This is a genomic window from Streptomyces sp. NBC_00091, assembly GCF_026343185.1.
In the GTDB taxonomy this organism is placed as follows: Bacteria; Actinomycetota; Actinomycetes; order Streptomycetales; family Streptomycetaceae; genus Streptomyces.
In genome coordinates this window covers 4,323,627-4,343,683 of the sequence record NZ_JAPEMA010000001.1, presented here as the reverse complement: position 1 = coordinate 4,343,683, position 20,057 = coordinate 4,323,627, and the positions used below count along the sequence as shown (strand labels likewise).

The 20,057-nt window shown below is 69.3% G+C and carries 16 protein-coding genes; 9 read left to right on the top strand and 7 right to left on the bottom strand.

The window, feature by feature from the left end:
* Positions 1-62: 62 nt before the first annotated feature.
* Positions 63-2,090, bottom strand: coding sequence for a hypothetical protein (locus OOK34_RS20055; protein ID WP_267035236.1), 2,028 nt, complete (start codon positions 2,088-2,090; stop codon positions 63-65).
* Positions 2,091-2,447: 357 nt separating this feature from the next.
* Between OOK34_RS20055 and OOK34_RS20050 the strand changes: the two genes are divergently transcribed.
* From OOK34_RS20050 to OOK34_RS20025, 6 genes are all read left to right on the top strand, one after another.
* Entirely contained in the window at positions 2,448-3,977 is a 1,530-nt protein-coding gene (locus OOK34_RS20050) for a leucyl aminopeptidase (protein WP_267035235.1), read from the top strand.
* A gap of 340 nt (positions 3,978-4,317) precedes the next feature.
* A complete protein-coding gene (gene lpdA / locus OOK34_RS20045; RefSeq protein ID WP_267035234.1) occupies positions 4,318-5,706 on the top strand; it encodes a dihydrolipoyl dehydrogenase in 1,389 nt (462 codons plus the stop codon).
* 53 nt (positions 5,707-5,759) lie between these two features.
* Positions 5,760-7,517, top strand: coding sequence for a 2-oxoglutarate dehydrogenase, E2 component, dihydrolipoamide succinyltransferase (sucB, locus tag OOK34_RS20040; protein WP_267035233.1), 1,758 nt, complete (start codon positions 5,760-5,762; stop codon positions 7,515-7,517).
* A 234-nt stretch (positions 7,518-7,751) separates the two neighbouring features.
* Entirely contained in the window at positions 7,752-8,375 is a 624-nt protein-coding gene (locus tag OOK34_RS20035; RefSeq protein WP_267036828.1) for a GntR family transcriptional regulator, read from the top strand.
* A 258-nt stretch (positions 8,376-8,633) separates the two neighbouring features.
* Entirely contained in the window at positions 8,634-11,318 is a 2,685-nt protein-coding gene (aceE, locus tag OOK34_RS20030; protein ID WP_267035232.1) for a pyruvate dehydrogenase (acetyl-transferring), homodimeric type, read from the top strand.
* Between the two features lie 113 nt (positions 11,319-11,431).
* On the top strand, positions 11,432-11,953 hold the full coding sequence (locus OOK34_RS20025; protein WP_267035231.1) for a DUF4240 domain-containing protein: 522 nt from the start codon (positions 11,432-11,434) through the stop codon (positions 11,951-11,953).
* 6 nt (positions 11,954-11,959) lie between these two features.
* On the opposite strand, the gene OOK34_RS20020 is transcribed toward OOK34_RS20025, so the two are convergent.
* Positions 11,960-12,736, bottom strand: coding sequence for an SDR family NAD(P)-dependent oxidoreductase (locus OOK34_RS20020; protein WP_267035230.1), 777 nt, complete (start codon positions 12,734-12,736; stop codon positions 11,960-11,962).
* 86 nt (positions 12,737-12,822) lie between these two features.
* On the opposite strand from OOK34_RS20020, the gene OOK34_RS20015 reads away from it, so the two are divergent.
* A complete protein-coding gene (locus OOK34_RS20015; protein ID WP_267035229.1) occupies positions 12,823-13,476 on the top strand; it encodes a TetR/AcrR family transcriptional regulator in 654 nt (217 codons plus the stop codon).
* On the opposite strand, the gene OOK34_RS20010 is transcribed toward OOK34_RS20015, so the two are convergent.
* Both OOK34_RS20010 and glnA read right to left on the bottom strand, forming a co-directional pair.
* Positions 13,473-13,829 (bottom strand): hypothetical protein, encoded by a 357-nt coding sequence (locus tag OOK34_RS20010; protein ID WP_267035228.1) that lies wholly within the window; start codon positions 13,827-13,829, stop codon positions 13,473-13,475. The genes OOK34_RS20015 and OOK34_RS20010 overlap by 4 nt on opposite strands.
* 145 nt (positions 13,830-13,974) lie before the next feature.
* Positions 13,975-15,384, bottom strand: a complete 1,410-nt coding sequence (gene glnA / locus OOK34_RS20005; RefSeq protein ID WP_031148608.1) for a type I glutamate--ammonia ligase — start codon at positions 15,382-15,384, stop codon at positions 13,975-13,977.
* Between the two features lie 184 nt (positions 15,385-15,568).
* Here glnA and OOK34_RS20000 point away from each other — a divergent pair, with 184 nt between their 5' ends.
* Both OOK34_RS20000 and OOK34_RS19995 read left to right on the top strand, forming a co-directional pair.
* On the top strand, positions 15,569-16,036 hold the full coding sequence (locus OOK34_RS20000; protein ID WP_267035227.1) for an RDD family protein: 468 nt from the start codon (positions 15,569-15,571) through the stop codon (positions 16,034-16,036).
* A gap of 224 nt (positions 16,037-16,260) precedes the next feature.
* Positions 16,261-17,994: a recombinase family protein gene (locus OOK34_RS19995; protein ID WP_267035226.1), complete on the top strand. Its 1,734-nt coding sequence runs from the start codon at positions 16,261-16,263 to the stop codon at positions 17,992-17,994.
* On the opposite strand, the gene OOK34_RS19990 is transcribed toward OOK34_RS19995, so the two are convergent.
* From OOK34_RS19990 to lipA, 3 genes are all read right to left on the bottom strand, one after another.
* Entirely contained in the window at positions 17,921-18,616 is a 696-nt protein-coding gene (locus OOK34_RS19990; RefSeq protein ID WP_267035225.1) for a DUF4191 domain-containing protein, read from the bottom strand. The two genes, OOK34_RS19995 and OOK34_RS19990, sit on opposite strands and share 74 nt — an antisense overlap.
* Before the next feature lie 10 nt (positions 18,617-18,626).
* Positions 18,627-18,824, bottom strand: a complete 198-nt coding sequence (locus OOK34_RS19985; RefSeq protein ID WP_267035224.1) for a hypothetical protein — start codon at positions 18,822-18,824, stop codon at positions 18,627-18,629.
* 240 nt (positions 18,825-19,064) lie between these two features.
* The gene (gene lipA, locus OOK34_RS19980; RefSeq protein WP_267035223.1) at positions 19,065-20,012 is read right to left on the bottom strand and encodes a lipoyl synthase; all 948 of its coding nucleotides are present in this window, start codon (positions 20,010-20,012) and stop codon (positions 19,065-19,067) included.
* Positions 20,013-20,057: the final 45 nt, after the last annotated feature.

Genomic DNA, 20,057 nt, shown 5'->3' with positions numbered 1-20,057 from the left:
TGGGTGTTACGAGTGCTGCGGGTCGTACGGGCTGTTCGGGGCGTACGACGGGTGGGAGCGGGTCAGAGGAGCTTGAGGGTGACCGCCGACTGGAGCAGCTCGGGAGCCGTCCAGGCACTGCGGGCTCCGGCGTAGGCGGTGCCGAAGTCGGTGGTGCCGAGCAGCATCTGCTTCTTCGTCCCGTTGGGCGCGGTGACGGGGGCTACGACGCCGGAGGGCGCCTTGACGACGACGTCCTTGCCGATCTTGTAGGCGGTGACCTGGCCGGCGGCGATGGCCTTGTCCCAGGCGGCCCGGCGCTGGAACTCGACGCCGCTCTCCCGCATGCTCGGGTTGACGATCGGCGCGCTGGGCGCGTAGAGCGAGCGGTAGGTGTCGAGTACCTGGTTGAGCACCGGGTACAGGGTGCGGTCCTCGGCGAGGTTGGACTGGTGGACGTAGTGCGGGCGCGGGTCGTTGGCCAGTACGTGGCGCAGGGCGGTCCGCGCCTCGGCCGGGACGATGTAGTCCACGTAGCCGGTGGCGGTGTTCAGCGGGGCCGGGAGGCAGGTGGAGGTCGCGGGGTTGTCCTCGCAGACGCCGCTGCCGCCGTCGGCGCGGCTGGTGTAGATCCAGTTGTACTCGTCGGCCATCTCCGCGTTGGTGCCCGTGTTGTAGTACACGTTCATCGGGTGGCGGGGGACGGTCAGGGCGGCGCCGACCGCGCGCTGCGCGGGCTCGCGGGAGTTGTCGCTGCCCGCCCACTTGACCCCGTTGTCGGCGAGGGCGCCCGCCAGGTTGGGGTTGTCCTGGGCCATCTGCGGGAGGGTCTTGAGGCCGGAGTGCTCGCCGGTGACGAGTTCGGTGCGGTCGGTGGTGATGCCCTTGGAGGCGGCCCAGTTGTTGTTGTCGCGGATCTGGGCGGAGATCTCGGCGCGGCTCATCCAGTTGATGGCGCCCTGGGCGTTCTTCGTGCAGGTCCAGGGGACGGTGGTGGTGTCCTGGACGCAGCCGAGGAAGGGGTGCGTGTAGGTGTGGTTCATCCAGCGGTACTTGGCCCGGTCGGCGACGAGCTGGGCGGTCAGCGCGTCGGCGTTGCCGTTCTCGGCCTTCCACTCCTCGCCGGCGCCCGCGTTGAAGAGCATGTCCAGCTTGAAGCTCTTGGAGGTCTGCCACTGCGCCGCGTACTGGGCGTCGGCGGCGGTCATCCGGATGGTGCTCTCCTTGCCCTCGCCGCCCGCGCAGGCGTAGTCGCCGGGCGTGCAGTTGAGCTCCTTGTTCCAGCGGGCGTCCGGGGCGAACACGTCGTCTACGTGGACCGCGAAGTAGTTGCGCTCCTGCCCGAGGTGGACGCCCTGGGTGAGCCATTCGACGATGCCGCGGGCCAGCAGCCGGAACTGCTGCTGGTGCTGGTTGTAGCCGAAGGTGACGACCAGTTCGCTGCGTCCGTCGTGGGTGTACTCGCCGACCAGCGAGGCCCGTCCGCCGGCGACGGGCGCGTCGACGTAGCTGGTGTAGCCGGGGCGCGGCTTGCCCATGAACCCGTAGCTCTCCGGGACCAGGGTGGAGTTGTCCTCGAAGGTGACCTGACCTCCGAGGTAGGCGAAGGGGCCCGTCTTGCCGGCGGCCGTGACGGCGGCCTGGGTGCCGTCGAGCTGCCCGCTGTAGCCGCCGTTGTCCGTGTACTCGAGTCCGACCCCGGGGTGGGCCCAGGTGTAGGCGTCGACCTGGCGGATCCCGTACGTCGTCTCGTACGCGGTGAGCGCCGCCATCTCGGCGGAGCCGGCGCCGAAGGGGTTCTCGTTGGGCAGCACGACCCCCTGGAACTTGGCCCGGGGCCGGCCGTCGACCGTGTCGCTGAGGAACGCCGCGTTGATGACGGGGCGCCCGGCGGCGGCCAGGTCGATGCGGGTGAACGGGACCCCGGTGTCCTTGAGCTGTGCGGTGATCGCCCCGACCGAGCTGCCGCCGTCGTCGACGACCAGCACCTTCAGGTCGATGCGCGGTGTCACGACCGCCGCCTGGGCGGTCGCGGCGGGTGCTGCCACGGACATCAGGGCTGCTGCGGCCATCGCCGCGGCGACCCTGTTCATCCGGTTCTTGTTGACCATTTCGGCCTTTCCCCCCGCAGGCGTCCCTCGGCAACGGCCCTGGGCGGACGGCCGGGCCGGGGAGGCTCTGTGGAAATCATGCAAAAGGACCCCGCGTCCCCTTGCGAGAGCGACTCGAGTCTCTCGGACCTCGTCAGGTCTAAAGGGCAAACCTGGAGCAGAGTCCACAGATGGGTGAACCTGATGACCCGTTGATCGAACAACTTGACAAACCTTCGAGTGACGTACGGATGAGTACCTGCGCGTAGGCTCATTTCCGGCGGCCACCGGGCCCGAATACGATCGCTGCGGAGCGGCCGGTGACCCCGACGCGACCCAAGCGCCCACTAACACAAACGGAAGCGAGACTTCACCACCGTGACTGCTCTGACTCTCAGCACTGCCGGCGCGGCGACGCTGCGCGCCGACGCCCTCGTGGTCGGCGTGGCAAAGGGCCCGAAGGGGCTCGTCGTCGCCGCAGGCGCCGAGGCCGTTGACAAGGCGTTCGACGGAAAGCTGGCCGCCGTGCTCGACTCGCTCGGCGCCACCGGCGCCGAAGGCGAGACCACCAAGCTGCCCGCCCCGGACGGCCTCAAGGCCCCGGTCGTGCTGGCCGTCGGCCTGGGCACCGCGCCGGAGCAGGACGAGTCCTTCGACGAGGAGGCCCTGCGCCGCGCCGCCGGCTCCGCCGCCCGCGCCCTGCACGGCTCCAAGAAGGCCGCCTTCGCCCTCCCCCTGGACGACGCCTCCGCCGTCACCGCCGTCGCCGAGGGCGCACTGCTGGGCGCGTACGCCTTCACCGCCTACCAGGGCGGCGAGAAGAAGGGCTCCAAGAACGGCGGCCCCAAGCAGCCGCTGGCCGAGGTGGCCCTGCTCGGCGCCAAGCCGCGCGACAAGGAGCACAAGGCCGCGGCCGAGCGCGCCATCGTCGTCGCCACCGAGGTCAACGTCGCCCGCGACCTGATCAACACCCCGCCGAACGACCTCACCCCCGAGGCCTTCGCCGCCGTCGCCTCCGCGACCGCGAAGGAGAACGGCGTCAAGGTCCAGATCCTCGACGAGAAGGCCCTGGTCAAGGGTGGCTACGGCGGCATCATGGGCGTCGGCAAGGGCTCCGAGAACCCGCCGCGCCTGGTGAAGCTCTCCTACACCCACGCCAAGGCGGAGAAGACCCTCGCCTTTGTCGGCAAGGGCATCACCTACGACTCGGGCGGCATCTCCCTGAAGCCGGCAGGCCACAACGAGACGATGAAGTGCGACATGTCCGGCGCCGCCGCCGTCTTCGCCGCCGTCATCGCCGCCGCCAAGCTGGGCCTCCAGGTCAACGTCACCGGCTGGCTCGCGCTCGCCGAGAACATGCCGTCCGGCTCCGCCACCAAGCCCGGTGACGTGCTGCGCATGTACAGCGGCAAGACCGTCGAGGTCCTGAACACGGACGCCGAGGGCCGCCTGGTCCTGGGCGACGCCCTGACCAAGGCCTCCGAGGACAACCCGGACGCGATCGTCGACGTCGCCACCCTGACCGGCGCGATGGTGCTGGCGCTGGGCGACCGCACCTTCGGGATCATGGCCAACGACGACGCCTTCCGCACCTCGATCCACGAGATCGCGGAAGAGGTCGGCGAGGCCTCCTGGCCGATGCCGCTCCCCGAGGACCTGCGCAAGACGATGGACTCCCCCACCGCCGACATCGCCAACATGGGTGTCCGGATGGGCGGCGGCCTGGTGGCCGGCCTCTTCCTCCAGGAGTTCGTGGGCGAGGGCATCACCTGGGCCCACCTGGACATCGCGGGCCCGGCCTTCCACGAGGGCGCCCCGTACGGCTACACGCCCAAGGGCGGCACCGGCTCCGCCGTGCGCACCCTGGTGCGGCTGGCCGAGCGCACCGCCACCGGTGACCTGGGCTGACGTACCCGCCCCGTCGCACCCGCGCCACACGTATCACCCCGTGAGACGCGCTCTGTGACGCACACCGCGCCCCGGGACCCCGATCGAGGTCCCGGGGCGCGTTCGCTCTGGAAGAAACCTCGAGAATCAGTAGGTTTCTACGCACGGGTAACCCCTATCTCGGGCAGAACGACGGTGCACACCAGGGGCCCGGCGTCCCGCGTTCCCCCGACAAATGCGAAGATGGGTTCTCGGCAGGACAGGGCCCCCACCACAGGGCCGAAGAAACAAGCGGCCGATTACCAGCCGCCGCCCGGTCACAGAGGACCGGTGCCCGGCGCACATGCATGGAGGACGTGACGTGGCGAACGACGCCAGCACCGTTTTCGACCTAGTGATCCTCGGCGGTGGCAGTGGCGGTTACGCCGCGGCGCTCCGCGCATCCCAGCTGGGTCTCGACGTTGCGCTGATCGAGAAGAACAAGCTCGGCGGCACCTGCCTGCACAACGGCTGCATCCCCACGAAGGCTCTGCTGCACGCCGGTGAGATCGCCGACCAGGCACGCGAAGCCGGACAGTTCGGCATCAAGGCCTCTTTCGAGGGCGTTGACATCGCCGGTGTGCACAAGTACAAGGACGAGGTCATCTCCGGCCTGTACAAGGGCCTGCAGGGGCTGGTCGCCTCCCGCAAGGTGACCTACATCGAGGGTGAGGGCCGCCTCTCCTCCCCGACTTCCGTCGACGTCAACGGCCAGCGCATCCAGGGCCGCCACGTCCTGCTGGCGACCGGCTCCGTGCCGAAGTCGCTGCCGGGCCTGGACATCGACGGCAACCGCATCATCTCCTCGGACCACGCCCTGGTCCTGGACCGCGTGCCCCAGTCCGCGATCATCCTGGGCGGCGGCGTCATCGGCGTCGAGTTCGCCTCGGCGTGGAAGTCCTTCGGCACCGACGTCACCGTCATCGAGGGCCTCAAGCACCTCGTCCCGGTCGAGGACGAGAACAGCTCGAAGATCCTCGAGCGCGCCTTCCGCAAGCGCGGCATCAAGTTCAACCTCGGCACCTTCTTCGAGAAGGCCGAATACACCGAGTCCGGCGTCCGCGTCACGCTCGCCGACGGCAAGACCTTCGAGGCCGAGGTGCTGCTGGTCGCCATCGGCCGCGGCCCGGTCTCCCAGGGCCTGGGCTACGAGGAGCAGGGCGTCGCGATGGACCGCGGCTACGTCCTGGTCAACGAGTACATGCAGACCAACGTGCCGACCATCTCGGCCGTGGGCGACCTCGTCCCGACCCTGCAGCTCGCGCACGTCGGCTTCGCCGAGGGCATCCTGGTCGCCGAGCGTCTGGCCGGTCTCAAGACCGTCCCGATCGACTACGACGGTGTCCCGCGCGTCACGTACTGCCACCCCGAGGTCGCCTCCGTCGGCATCACCGAGGCCAAGGCCAAGGAGATCTACGGTGCGGACAAGGTCGTCGCCCTGAAGTACAACCTGGCGGGCAACGGCAAGAGCAAGATCCTCAAGACCGCGGGCGAGATCAAGCTCGTCCAGGTCAAGGACGGTGCCGTGGTCGGCGTCCACATGGTCGGTGACCGGATGGGCGAGCAGGTCGGCGAAGCCCAGCTGATCTACAACTGGGAGGCCCTGCCGGCCGAGGTCGCGCAGCTCATCCACGCGCACCCGACCCAGAACGAGGCCCTCGGCGAGGCCCACCTGGCCCTGGCCGGCAAGCCGCTTCACGCACACGACTAATCGTCACGGGCGCGACGACCACTTCCGCACTTTCGTTAGGAGCAACTGAAACCATGTCGGTTTCCGTAACCCTTCCGGCGCTCGGTGAGAGCGTCACCGAGGGCACTGTCACCCGCTGGCTGAAGGCCGAGGGCGAGCGCGTCGAGGCCGACGAGCCGCTGCTCGAGGTCTCGACCGACAAGGTCGACACCGAGATCCCCTCCCCCGTCTCCGGCATCCTGGCCTCCATCAAGGTCGCCGAGGACGAGACCGTCGAGGTCGGCGCCGAGCTGGCCGTCATCGACGACGGCTCCGGCGCCCCGGCCCCGGTCGCGGCTCCCGCCGCCGAGACCGTCGCCGCTCCGGCCCCGGTCGCCGAGGCCCCGGCCGTCCCCGCACCGGCCGAGACCCCGGCTGCCCCCGTTGCCGCCGCTCCGGCTGCTTCCGGCACCGATGTCGTGCTCCCCGCGCTGGGCGAGTCCGTCACCGAGGGCACCGTCACCCGCTGGCTGAAGGAGGTCGGCGAGTCCGTCGAGGCCGACGAGCCGCTGCTCGAGGTCTCCACGGACAAGGTCGACACCGAGATCCCCGCGCCGGTTTCCGGCACCCTGCTGGAGATCCTGGTCGCCGAGGACGAGACCGCCGAGGTCGGCGCCCGTCTGGCCGTCATCGGCGTCGCGGGCGCGGCTCCGGCCGCCGCCCCGGCCGCCGCTGCCCCGGCTCCGGTCGCTCCGGCTGCTCCGGTCGCCGCTCCGGCTCCGGTCGTGGCCGCCCCGGCCGTGGCCGCTCCGGTCGCCGCCCCGGCGCCGGTGGCCCCCGTGGCCGCTCCGGCTCCGGTCGCCGCTCCGGCCCCGGTCGCCGCTCCGGCTCCGGTCGCCCCGGCCGCTCCCGCCGCCGTCTCCGGCGACGAGGGCGCGTACGTGACCCCGCTGGTGCGCAAGCTCGCCTCGGAGTCCGGCGTCAACCTGTCCACGGTCACGGGCACCGGCGTCGGTGGCCGCATCCGCAAGCAGGACGTCCTGGCCGCCGCCGAGGCCGCCAAGGCCGCCGCTGCCGCCCCGGCTCCGGCCGCCGCTCCCGCCGCGAAGGCTCCGGCCGCCGCGGTGTCCGAGCTGCGCGGTCAGACCGTCAAGATGACCCGCATGCGCAAGGTCATCGGCGACAACATGATGAAGGCCCTGCACTCGCAGGCGCAGCTCAGCTCCGTGGTCGAGGTGGACATCACCAAGATCATGAAGCTGCGCGAGAAGGCCAAGGCCGGCTTCCTCGCCCGCGAGGGCGTCAAGCTGTCCCCGATGCCGTTCTTCGTCAAGGCCGCTGCCCAGGCGCTGAAGGCCCACGCGGTCGTCAACGCCCGGATCAACGAGGACGAGGGCACCATCACCTACTTCGACTCGGAGAACATCGGCATCGCCGTGGACTCCGAGAAGGGCCTGATGACCCCGGTCATCAAGGGTGCCGGTGACCTCAACCTGGCGGGCATCTCCAAGGCGACCGCCGACCTGGCCGCCAAGGTCCGCGGCAACAAGATCACGCCGGACGAGCTGTCGGGCGCGACCTTCACCATCAGCAACACCGGCTCGCGCGGTGCGCTGTTCGACACGGTCATCGTGCCCCCGAACCAGGTCGCCATCCTGGGCATCGGTGCCACGGTCAAGCGCCCGGTGGTCATCGAGACCGCCGAGGGCACGAACATCGGCATCCGGGACATGACGTACCTGACCCTGTCCTACGACCACCGCCTGGTGGACGGCGCGGACGCGGCCCGGTACCTCTCCGCCGTCAAGGCGATCCTCGAGGCCGGCGAGTTCGAGGTCGAGCTCGGTCTCTGATCAGACCGAGAGGATCCAAACGAGGTAGAGCTCAGGCCTCTGAGGCCGAGGGGCTCGTAACCAGCCTCACTGTCGGCGCCCCCGCCCGGGTCAAGTCCCGGGCGGGGGCGCCGTCGTTGTAACGAGCCTCACCCTGAGTCCCTGACGAGGAACGCATCGCAGCAGGCCACGACCGCCGTATTGTTACGCATCAGGCCCCGCGTGCCCGCCCCCACAGGAGTTGAAGCGCCGATGATCACCCCACCCGTCGTGCACTCGCTGCGCGAGCAGATCCGCGAGCACATCGTGGAGGGGATCGTCAGCGGGCGCTGGAAGCCCGGCGAGCGGATCGTCGAGCGGCGGATCGCCGTCGAGCTGGAGGTCAGCCAGACGCCCGTACGGGAGGCCCTGCGCGAGCTGGAGACCCTGCGGCTGATCGAGTCGGCGCCGAACAAGGGCGTCCGCGTACGGAACCTCTCCGCGGCCGACCTGGAGGAGATCTACCCGGTCCGGGCGGGCCTGGAGCAGATCGCGGCCGAGCTGGCCGCCCCGCGCCTCGCGGTCGACTGCTCGGCCCTGGAGCCGCACGTGGCGGCCCTGTGGGAGGCCGACCGCGTCGAGGACGGCACGGCGCAGGTGCGGCACACGGTGGGCTTCCACCGGGAGATGGTGCGGGCCGCCGGGAACAGCGTGCTGCTGCACACGTGGGAGAGCCTGGGCATCGAGGTCTTCACCGCGCTGTCCATCCGCTGGCTGGGCACCGTCCAGAAGTCCTACGCCGAGGAGCACGAAGCCCTCGTGGCGGCGTTCCGCAGCCAGGACCCGGAGATCGGGCTGCTGGTGAAGCGGCATGTCCTGGGGTGCGCACCCCGCGCCTGACCTGCGGTTTTTAGCGATCCTCCAGGGGATCGCAAGCGGTTTCACGTCTACTGCTGAAACCGGCACGGCGTGCCTTCGTTCATGGCACGGGGTGCCGACTTTTGCCCTGGCGACGAATAATCGTCACTTTTATTTGATCGATCATCGATCAGCGATTTACAGTCACTGCGGACCCCACCCGGGTCCAACGACCCTGTCCTGCCCGTCAGGGTTCTCTTCACCACCTCCTCTCCTTTGTCCGGAAGGCGGCGCACACCGATGTCCGACCCCGTAGGAAAGCTTCCGAGCGAGCTCGACCAGCTCCCGGACCGCGACACCGAGGAGACCGCCGAATGGGCGGCCTCCCTCGACGCCGTCGCCAAGGCCGCCGGTACGCGCCGCGCCGAATACCTGCTCCGCCGCACGCTCCAGCACGCCGAGGCCGCCGGCCTCGCCCTGCCGAAGCTGCTGGAGACGGACTACGTCAACACGATCCCCACCTCCGCCGAGCCCGAGTTCCCGGGTGACGAGGAGATGGAAGCCAAGATCACCGCCTGGAACCGCTGGAACGCGGCCGCCATGGTGACCCGCGGCTCGAAGTACGGCGTCGGCGGCCACATCGCCACCTTCGCCTCCGCCGCGTGGCTGTACGAGACCGGCTTCCAGCACTTCTTCCGCGGGAAGGAGGCCGACGGATCGGGCGACCAGCTCTACATCCAGGGCCACGCCTCCCCCGGCATCTACGCCCGCGCGTTCCTCGACGGACGCGTCTCCGAGCAGCAGCTCGACAACTTCCGCCAGGAGTCCGGCGGCAACGGCCTGCCGTCCTACCCGCACCCGCGGCGCCTGCCGTGGCTGTGGGAGTTCCCCACGGTCTCCATGGGCCTCGGCCCGCTGTCGGCGATCTACCAGGCGCGCTTCAACCGCTACCTGCAGAACCGCAGCATCAAGGACACCGCCAACTCGCACGTCTGGGCCTTCCTGGGCGACGGCGAGATGGACGAGCCCGAGTCGACCGCCGCCCTGGCCCTGGCCTCCCGCGAGCAGCTCGACAACCTGACCTTCGTCATCAACTGCAACCTGCAGCGCCTCGACGGTCCGGTCCGCGCGAACTTCCGCGTGGTCCAGGAGCTGGAGGCCCAGTTCCGCGGCGCCGGCTGGAACGTCATCAAGTCGCTGTGGGGCTCCGCCTGGGACGAGCTGTTCCAGCTCGACACCACGGGCGCCCTGGTACGCCGCCTGCGCGAGGTACCCGACGCGCAGTTCCAGACGTACGCGACCCGCGACGTGGCCTACATCCGCCAGCACTTCTTCGGCGCCAACGCCGAGCTCGTGCAGCTGGCCGGTGTGCTCTCCGACGCGAAGATCGCCGAGTGCTTCCACAGCTCCCGCGGCGGCCACGAGCCCCGCAAGGTCTACGCCGCGTACAAGGCCGCCCTGGAGCACAAGGGCGCGCCGACGGTCATCCTCGCGCAGACCGTCAAGGGCTACACGCTGGGTGCCGGGTTCGAGTCGAAGAACGCGAACCACCAGATGAAGAAGCTGACGATCGACGAGTTCAAGGACATGCGTGACCTCCTTGGCCTCCCGATCCCGGACAGCGCCTTCGCCGACGGCGTCGTCCCCTACGGCCACCCGGGCGCGAACAGCCCCGAGGTCCAGTACCTGAACGAGCGCCGCGCGGCGCTCGGCGGCCCGGCCCCGGCCCGCAAGGTCAAGCACGTGGCCCTGCCGGCTCCGGCGGACCGTTCCTTCGCCCCGCTGCTCAAGGGTTCCGGCAAGCAGGAGATGGCCACCACCATGGCCTTCGTCCGCCTCGTCAAGGACCTGATGCGGGACAAGGAGACCGGCAAGCGCTGGGTGCCGATCGTCCCCGACGAGGCCCGTACCTTCGGTATGGAGTCCCTCTTCCCGTCGGCCGGCATCTACTCGCCGCTGGGCCAGACGTACGAGCCGGTCGACCGCGACCAGCTGATGTACTACAAGGAAGCCAAGGACGGCCAGATCCTCAACGAGGGGATCACCGAGGCCGGCGCCATGGCCGACTTCATCGCCGCCTGTACGTCGTACGCGACGCACGGCGAGCCGATGATCCCGTTCTACATCTTCTACTCGATGTTCGGCTGGCAGCGCACCGCCGACCAGATGTGGCAGCTCGCCGACCAGCTCGGCAAGGGCTTCATCGTCGGCGCCACGGCCGGCCGCACCACGCTGACCGGTGAGGGCCTCCAGCACGCGGACGGCCACTCGCACCTGATCGCGTCCACGAACCCGGCGTCGCTCAACTACGACCCGGCCTTCGCGTACGAGATCGCGGTGATCGTCAAGGACGGTCTGCGGCGGATGTACGGCGAGCAGCCCGAAGACGTCTTCTACTACCTGACGGTCTACAACGAGCCCAAGGTGCAGCCCGCGATGCCCGAGGGCGTCGAGGAAGGCATCCTCAAGGGCCTGTACCGCTTCAACACGGCGGCCGACCTGGGCGATGCCGCCCCGGCCGCCGACGCCCCCAAGGTCCAGCTGATGGCCTCGGGCACGGCGATCCACTGGGTGCTGGAGGCGCAGCAGCTGCTCGCCGCCGACTGGAACGTGGCCGCCGGCGTCTGGTCCGCCACCTCCTGGGGCGAGCTGCGGCGCGACGCGCTGGAGTGCGACGAGGCGCTGCTGCGCGGCGAGGTGCGCACCCCGTACGTCACCCGCGCGCTGGAGGGCGTCACCAGCCCGGTGCTGGCCGTCTCCGACTGGATGCGTCAGGTCCCGGACCAGATCAGCCAGTGGGTCGAGCAGGACTACACCTCGCTGGGTACCGACGGCTTCGGCCTGTCGGACACCCGCGAGGGTGCCCGCCGCCACTTCGGTGTCGACGCCCAGTCGATCGTGGTGGCCGCGCTGGCCCAGCTCGCCCGCCGCGGCGAGGTTCCGGCGTCCGCCATCAAGGAGGCCCGGGAGCGCTACGGCCTCTGAGCCGCCCGCGACGCAAGTGCCGAAGGCCGGTGTCCACCCCCACGGGGGTCGGACACCGGCCTTTGGCCGTATGAGCGGTGGCGGCGCGGGGACGCACCCGTGATGCTTGAGCAGTGATGGACGAGACGGAGTTCTGGGAGATCGTCGACCGTACCCGCGAGGCCGCCGAGGGCGACCCCGAGGAGCACGCCGAGCTGCTCGTGGAGCGGCTGGCACAGCTCGACCCCGACTCCGTACTGGACTTCGCGCGGCACTTCGAGTCCCGGTACAACCGGGCGTACACCTGGGACCTGTGGGGCGCGGCGTGGGTGCTGCTCGACGGGGCGAGCGACGACGCGTTCGACTACTTCCGGTGCTGGCTGATCGGGCAGGGCCGGGAGGTCTTCGAGGGCGGGGTGCACGATCCGGACCACCTGGCGGAGCTGCTGGGTGACTTCGACGAGGAGATCGACGGGGACGGCGAGGAGCTGGGGTACGCGGCCGACGAGGCGTACGAGCAGCTCACCGGGGTGGTGGCCCCGGAGCTGGGCGTTCCGTTGCAGGCGGAAGAGCCGGAGGGCACTCCGCTGGACTTCGAGAACGAAGCCGTGCTGGCGGAGCGCTTCCCCCGGCTCTGGGAACGCTTCAGGGGCTGATGTGCCCTAGTAGTGCGTGCCGCCGTCGATGCGGATCTCGGTGCCGGTGATGAAGGCGCCGTCCTCGGAGCCCAGCATGGCGACGACGCCGGCCACGGTCTGGGGGCCGGCGAAGCCCTGGCCGATGGCGGGGGCGAGCTTGGCGAACAGGCTCCAGTCGGTGTCCTCGGGCAGGCCGGGGCCGGTGCCGGTGGTCATGCCGCTCTCGATGGAGCCGGGGGCCACGGAGACGAAGCGCAGGCCCTGCTTGCTGTACTCGGCGGCCAGCGCGTGGGTCATGGACTGGATACCGCCCTTGCTGGCCGCGTAGGCGGACATGTAGGGGTGGGCGAAGCTCGCCGAGGTGGAGCTGAAGTTCACGACGACCGGCTGCTCGCCCGCCAGCAGCGCGGGGAGCGACTCGCGGATCATCAGGAAGGTGCCGGTCAGGTTGACCCCGATGACCTGGTTCCACAGGTCGAGGGTGGTCTGGTGGGTGTGCGCGGAGCGCAGGATGCCCGCCGCGTTGACCAGTACGTCGACACCGCTCCCGCCGAGGGCGTCGACGGCGGCGGCGACGCCCGCCTTGACCGCGGCCTCGTCGGATATGTCGAGGACGGCGGTGGTCAGCCGCTCGTCGTGCCCGGCGGTGGCCGCCTGGTCGGCGGTGGCCTTGAGGCCGGCCTCGTTCACGTCGACGGCGTGGACCCGGCCGCCCTCGGAGAGAATGCGGTGGACGGTGGCCTGGCCGATGCCGGAGCCGCCGCCGGTGATGAGGACACGACGTCCTTCGTAACGGTTCATGGGGCGAGCGTACCGAGTCTGTGACACGTTTTGCCAGACTGGCAGGGAATGCATTCATCAGGTATTCCGGGCGGTACTCTTCACCCGTGAGATCTCCCCGTCCGTACTCCCCTCAGAGCGGCCCCGGAACCCCGTCGCTGACCGAGCGCCGCAAGGCCGCCACCCAGCTGGACATCGCCCGCGCCGCCTGCCAGCTCTTCGCCGAGCACGGCCCCGACGGCACCACCGCCGAGGACATCGCCCACCGCGCCGGGGTGGCGCTGCGCACCTTCTACCGCTACTTCCGCAACAAGCAGGAGGCCGTGGCCCCGCTGCTCGCGGGCGGCGGTGACGCCTGGCGCGCGCTGCTCGCCGAGGAAGACCCCGGCACCCCCCTCGCGGAGGCCCTGGAGCGTGCGGTGACCCGCTCGCTGAGCGATTCGAAGGCCGTCGAGGAGGGTCTGGAGGTCACCCGCGGTCTGCTGCGCGCGGCCGGCTCCGACGAGGCCCTGCGGGCCGTCTGGTACCGGGTGAACCAGGACTCCGAAGAGCGCCTGGTCCCGGTGGTGGCCCGGCTGGCCGGGCCGGAGGCGGACGCGATGTCGGTGCGCTTGCTGGCGGCGGCCGCCACGGACGCGATCCGCGTCTCACTGGAGCTCTGGTCCGCCGGCGACGGCCCGGTCTCGGGCCCCGGCTCCCCCGCGGACCTCGCGGTCCGCGCCCTGCGCACCCTCACGTCCGCCATGCCCCTGGTGCGCTAGTCCCTCCAGCCGCCGTCGTACCAGTTGCCGCCGTGGTTCCAGCCGTCGTCGTCGTGCCAGTTGCCGCCGTGGTTCCAGCCGTCGTCGTCGTGGCCCCAGCCGTCGCCGCCCCAGCCGTCGCCGCCGCGACCGTCACCGCCGCGCCAGTTGCTCCAGTCGGAGTCGTGCCAGTTGTCGTGGTTCCAGTTGTCGTTGTCCCAGCACCGGTCGCGGTCGTTCCAGCCGTCGTTCCAGCGGTAGTCGCTCCAGCGGGAGCCGTTCCAGTCGCAGCGGTCGCCGCCGTCGTGCGCCGAGGCGGTACCGAGCGGCAGCAGGCCCAGGGTGAGGCCGGCGGCTCCGGCCGTGAATGCCATTGCGATTCTGCGGCGCATTTCCATGCACCTCCGAACTTACGTGGGCAAAGGGATTTCCCCCTCTTTCCATGTAAGCAGGGAAGGCCCCCCGCTGCTCTCGGAAGAGAGCGGCAGGGGGCCTTCTGTACTGCTGTGACCTGGGGTTTTACAGGTCGAAGTAAAGCTCGAACTCGTGCGGGTGCGGACGCTGCGCGATCGGGGCGATCTCGTGCGTGCGCTTGTAGTCGATCCAGGTCTCGATCAGGTCCGGGGTGAAGACACCGCCGGCGAGGAGGTACTCGTGGTCCTCCTCCAGGGCCTTGAGGACGTCCTCGAGGCTGGTCGGGACCTGCGGGACGCTCGCGTGCTCGTCGGGCGAGAGCTCGTAGAGGTCCTTGTCGATCGGCTCCATCGGCTCGATCTTGTTCTTGACGCCGTCGAGGCCCGCGAGCAGCAGCGCCGCGAAGGCGAGGTACGGGTTCGAGGACGGGTCCGGGGCGCGGAACTCGACGCGCTTGGCCTTCGGGTTCGAGCCCGTGATCGGGATGCGCATCGCGGCGGAGCGGTTGCGCTGCGAGTACACCATGTTGACCGGCGCCTCGAAGCCCGGCACCAGGCGGTGGTAGGAGTTCACCGTCGGGTTGGTGAACGCCAGCAGCGACGGGGCGTGCTTGAGGATGCCGCCGATGTAGTAGCGCGCGGTGTCCGACAGGCCCGCGTAGCCGGCCTCGTCGTAGAACAGCGGGTCGCCGTTCGCCCACAGCGACTGGTGCACGTGCATGCCCGAGCCGTTGTCACCGAAGATCGGCTTCGGCATGAAGGTCGCGGTCTTGCCGTTGCGCCAGGCGACGTTCTTCACGATGTACTTGAAGAGCATCAGGTCGTCGGCCGCGGCGAGCAGCGTGTTGAACTTGTAGTTGATCTCGGCCTGGCCACCGGTGCCGACCTCGTGGTGCTGACGCTCGACCTGGAGGCCCTGGGCGTCCAGCTCGAGGGAGATCTCGGCGCGCAGGTCGGCGAAGTGGTCGACCGGGGCTACGGGGAAGTAACCACCCTTGTAGCGGACCTTGTAACCACGGTTGTTCTCCTCGGAGCCGGTGTTCCAGGCGCCGGCCTCGGAGTCGATGTGGTAGAAGCTCTCGTTCGCCGTGGTCGCGAAGCGCACGCTGTCGAACACGTAGAACTCGGCCTCGGGGCCGAAGTACGCGGTGTCGGCGATGCCGGTGGAGGCGAGGTACGCCTCGGCCTTCTTCGCGATGTTGCGCGGGTCGCGGCTGTAGGCCTCGCCCGTGATCGGGTCGTGGATGAAGAAGTTGATGTTGAGCGTCTTGTCCTTGCGGAACGGGTCCAGACGCGCGGTGCTGATGTCGGCACGCAGCGCCATGTCGGACTCGTGGATCGCCTGGAAGCCGCGGATCGAGGAGCCGTCGAAGGCGAGCTCCTCGTTCGGGTCGAACGCGCGCCCCGGGATGGTGAAGTGCTGCATCACACCAGGCAGGTCGCAGAAGCGGACGTCGACGAACTTGACGTCGTTCTCCTCGATGTACTGCTTCACTTCGTCGGCGTTCTGGAACATCCAACTCCTCCTACTCCCGGCCCGGGGCAGGGACGGGCTTTATAGCTCGTGGCGCGTCAGTGCGGTGCCGCACGCTGACCCGACCATAAGCAGACGGGATTTCCCAAGCATGACCCATTTGTTTCGCACAAGTTAACCAGGGTCCGGTCCAGGTCCCGTGGAGGACCACCGGTACCGTGGTGGAGTGGACAACAGGCAAGCAATCGGTTCCTGGCTCTCCGGCCCCCGCGCGGCAGCCGAGGAGATGGGCGTCGACTTCGGCTATCCGGGCCAGCAGCTCGGCCTGCCCCAGTCGGGGCCCGGCTCCGTGGCCCGTTTCGGGCGCCGGCTCGGGGCCGTCGCCATCGACTGGATCGGCTGCCAGCTGATCGCATACGGGCTCATCACGCACGGCGACCTGGCCGCCACCGGGAACTGGACGCTCGGGCTGTTCGTTGCTCTGACCCTCCTGACCGTGAGCACCGTGGGATTCACCCCCGGCAAGCGGATCCTCGGACTCCGGGTGATCGCGCAGAGCGGCGGCCGTCTCGGCGTCCTCCGCGTACTGCTCCGCACCGCGCTGCTCGTCCTCGCCATCCCGGCGCTGATCTGGGACCGGGACGGGCGCGGACTGCACGACCGGCTGGCGGGCGCGGTCCAGGTCAGGATCTAGCCGCCAGGCCCCTCGCATGGGATGCCCCCGAAGCGCTCGGCTCGGGGGCATTTTCATGCCTGTATGCAATCCATATCCAAGCTTCCCGGAAGAAGCCCCCCATGGGAGGAAGATTCCCAGCGCGAGGCCGCCAATCACGGATCGTGCTTCCTAGCCTGCAGGCACATGAGCGACCCCGGGCGTGCGCCAACACCCCGGGGTCTGGCCAGTCTGGGAGGACTGACATGGGCAAGGCTCGCACGCCTGCGAACGGCACCGCAGCTCGGACCGACGACGCCCTGCGCGCCGTCGACTACCTGCGCGTGTCCACTCGGTCGCAAACCAAGGGGTACGGAATTGCCTATACCGGCAGAAACACCTCTCGCTACATCGCGGCGAAGGGCTGGGCGCACGTAGGCACGTACATCGATCAGGGCGTCAGCGGCACCCTCGGGGCGCACGCGCGGGACGCACTCAAACGTCTGATGGCCGATGCCAGACAGAGCCCGCGGCCCTTCGACATGGTCGTCGTACACGAGACGAGGGCAATCGGCCGTACCGGGCCGTCCTTCTGGCACTGGCTCTCGGAACTCGAAGGTCTGGGCATTCTCGTGGCCGTCGCCAACGAGGACTACGACACTTCGACCGGCGCCGGGCGTTCACGACTGCAGCAGGGCGCGCAGTACGCCATCCAGGAGCACAGGAACATCCGGAGCCGCACCCAGGGCGGCATCCAGGAGAAGGCCGCAGAAGGAGGCCACCCCGGAGGGACACCGCGATACGGCTACCGCATCCTCAATGTGGGCAGCCGGGGCGAGCAACGCCTGGTGCTCGACGACTGCGACGGCGGAGACAACTGCTCACCGTCCGGCCCCTGCACCACGCGCCACGAGGCACCGGCCTTGCGCCGGGCGAGGCAGCTCGCCGTCGAAGAACACGGCAGGTGGGGCCGCGTCGCACTGACCCTGAACCGCGAGGGGTTCCGCACGCGATCAGGCAAGCCCTGGAGCGAGGCCAATATCAGGGCGCGGCTCATGGACGAGGACTTGCTGAGTGCCCGCTTCGTCTTCCGAAAGCCATTCCGGGCCGAGACCGGGCCGGACGGCGCTCCCGTTTGGGGAGAGAGCCTGGTGATCCCGCTCGATCCCGTCTTCACAGAGCCCGAAGTCGTCGAGCTCCGGGGCGCGGTCGCACGGCAGCCAAAGGCACCGCCCGTTCTGTGGAACTGCTACACGCTCAGCGGGCGCATTGTGAGCCCATGCGGAAAGCACTATGTCGGTGGCAGTCCGGCCGGCGAGAAGTCGCCCCACTATGTCTGCGCGGGGAAGCGAGCCTCGTACGCCGGCGCCCCGGTCTGCTCCTGCCCGCAGATCTATGCCACCAGCGTCGACGCATGGGCGTGGGAGAAAATCTGCACGCTTCTTGGAGATGAGCGCTTGACGGACCTGGCTCGGGAGCGACAGCGAGAGGTGATGGCCCTTCTCGATGTCCGGATCAAGATGACGGGACCTCCACCACCCATGCGGCGAGGTCTGGTCTGTCCCGTTGCCGAGTGGTTCCGCCGGGAGGGCAGGTTGGTCCCGATGGTGACCGACGAAGTCTGGTCCCGTCTGACCGGCATGAAGCTGTTCCCCAGGGGGGCGACGGTTGCTCGTCAGAAGGGTGGCCTGGCGCCCCGCACCGTGCTGGAAGCCTTCTTGGAAAAGGCGAGGACGGATGCACGATGGGCAGAGCTGGATGCCAAACACGGCTCCACGGGGTTGCGCGGCCATTGGCGGCGCTGGACGGACTCAGGCCTGTGGGAAGCTCTCATGAACGCGTTGGAGGGGTGCCAAGGCACCCCTCCAACGAAGCCTCACCCCTTGCCCGCCATGGAAATGACCGCGCAGGTCACTTCCGATGCGGTCATCGCGGTCGCTGACCTCGCATGCCCCGCCCGCCAGGCATCGGGCCCTTTGGCACCGGCATGTTGCTCATGAGGTCACCCATGGCCCGGAGCTTGTCGTTGACCTGCGTGATCTGCGGTCCGGCCAGGACGCGCGGCAGCTTCAGCAGCGTCGTACGGACCTTCTTGAGCGGCACCTCGCCCTCGCCGGTGCCCACGATGAAGTCGTGGACCGGGATGTCGGGCATGATCCGGGCCAGCTTCTTCTTCTCGGCCGCGAGCAGGGTCTTGACCCGGTTCGGGTTGCCCTCGGCGATCAGGACCACGCCCGCCTTGCCGACGGCCCGGTGGACGATGTCCTGGTTCCGGTTCATCGCGACGGCCGGGGTGGTCGACCAGCCCCGTCCCACGTTGTCCAGTACGGCCGCGGCAGCGCCCGGCTGCCCCTCCATCTGCCCGAAGGCAGCCCGCTCGGCCCGTCGTCCGAAGACGATCGCCATCGCGAGGAACGCCACCAGGAAGCCCAGGATGCCCAGGTAGACCGGGTGGTCGATCAGGAAGCCGATCGCAAGAAAGACACCGAAGGTGACGATTCCCACGCCCGCGACGATCAGACCGACCTTCGGGTCGGCCTTGCGCGTCATCTTGTACGTCAGGGCGATCTGCTTCAGTCGCCCGGGGTTCGCAGCAGTCTCTGCGTTTGACTTCCTCGCCATAAGGCGAAGTTTACGTGTCCTGCGGGGTCCGGGTAGCCGCGGCCTCGAGTACGTGCTCGGTTTCCACCCGGTCCTTGGCCCTGCGGCGATCCTCCAGGACGGCCGTCCAGGCATTGCGCCGGGCACCGCTCATGAGCAGCGATTCGAGGCCGCGGAAGGCCTCACTGAAGGACGGAATGGCGATGGCGCGGACTGGCGCGGCCTGCATGATGTCGACCCCTACTCTCGGTGCTCGCATCGATGGCGTGTGCGGTGCGTGGATCCAGCGTCACTGACTGGTGTTACCAGGGCATGACCGGTCGGTCAAATGTGATGGACACGTTGCAAACACAGACGCGGCCCGCCGGACTCCTCTCACAAAAAGAGCCTAGGGGCCGCGTCGATGCGGTGTTACTGATTGGTAAGTATTGTGCGTGAGTTCACACGCACACAGAGTCAGACGGCTGCGTCAGACCGCCGCGCGCTTCTCCATCGCCTGCGTGTAGAGGCGACCCGCCCGGTACGAGGACCGGACCAGCGGGCCGGACATCACACCGGAGAAGCCGATCTCCTCGGCCTCCTTCGCCAGCTCGACGAACTCGGCCGGCTTCACCCAGCGCTCCACGGGGTGGTGCCGCGGCGAGGGCCGCAGGTACTGGGTGATGGTGATGAGCTCGCAGCCCGCCTCGTGGAGGTCCTTCAGCGCCTGGCTGACCTCCTCGCGCTCCTCGCCCATGCCGAGGATCAGGTTCGACTTGGTGACCAGGCCGTACGCGCGCGCCTTGGTGATCACCTCGAGGGAGCGCTCGTAGCGGAAGCCGGGGCGGATCCGCTTGAAGATCCGGGGCACCGTCTCGACGTTGTGCGCGAAGACCTCGGGGCGGGAGGCGAAGACCTCCTCCAGCAGCTCCGGGACCGCGTTGAAGTCGGGGGCCAGCAGCTCGACCTTGGTGTGGCCGGCCTCGCGGCCCGCCGTCTGCTGGTGGATCTGGCGCACGGTCTCCGCGTACAGCCACGCGCCGCCGTCCGCCAGGTCGTCGCGGGCGACGCCGGTGATGGTGGCGTAGTTCAGGTCCATCGTGACCACGGACTCGCCGACGCGGCGGGGCTCGTCCCGGTCCAGGGCCTCGGGCTTGCCCGTGTCGATCTGGCAGAAGTCACAGCGCCGGGTGCACTGGTCGCCACCGATGAGGAAGGTGGCCTCGCGGTCCTCCCAGCATTCGTAGATGTTCGGACAGCCGGCTTCCTGGCACACCGTGTGCAGTCCTTCGCCCTTCACCAGGGCCTGCATCTTGGTGTACTCGGGGCCCATCTTCGCCCGGGTCTTGATCCACTCGGGCTTGCGCTCGATGGGGGTCTGGGCGTTACGGACCTCGAGGCGCAGCATCTTGCGTCCGTCGGGTGCGACTGCGGACACGACCGGCTCCCTGTGACTTCGATTCTTCGGCGCCCACCAGGGTAC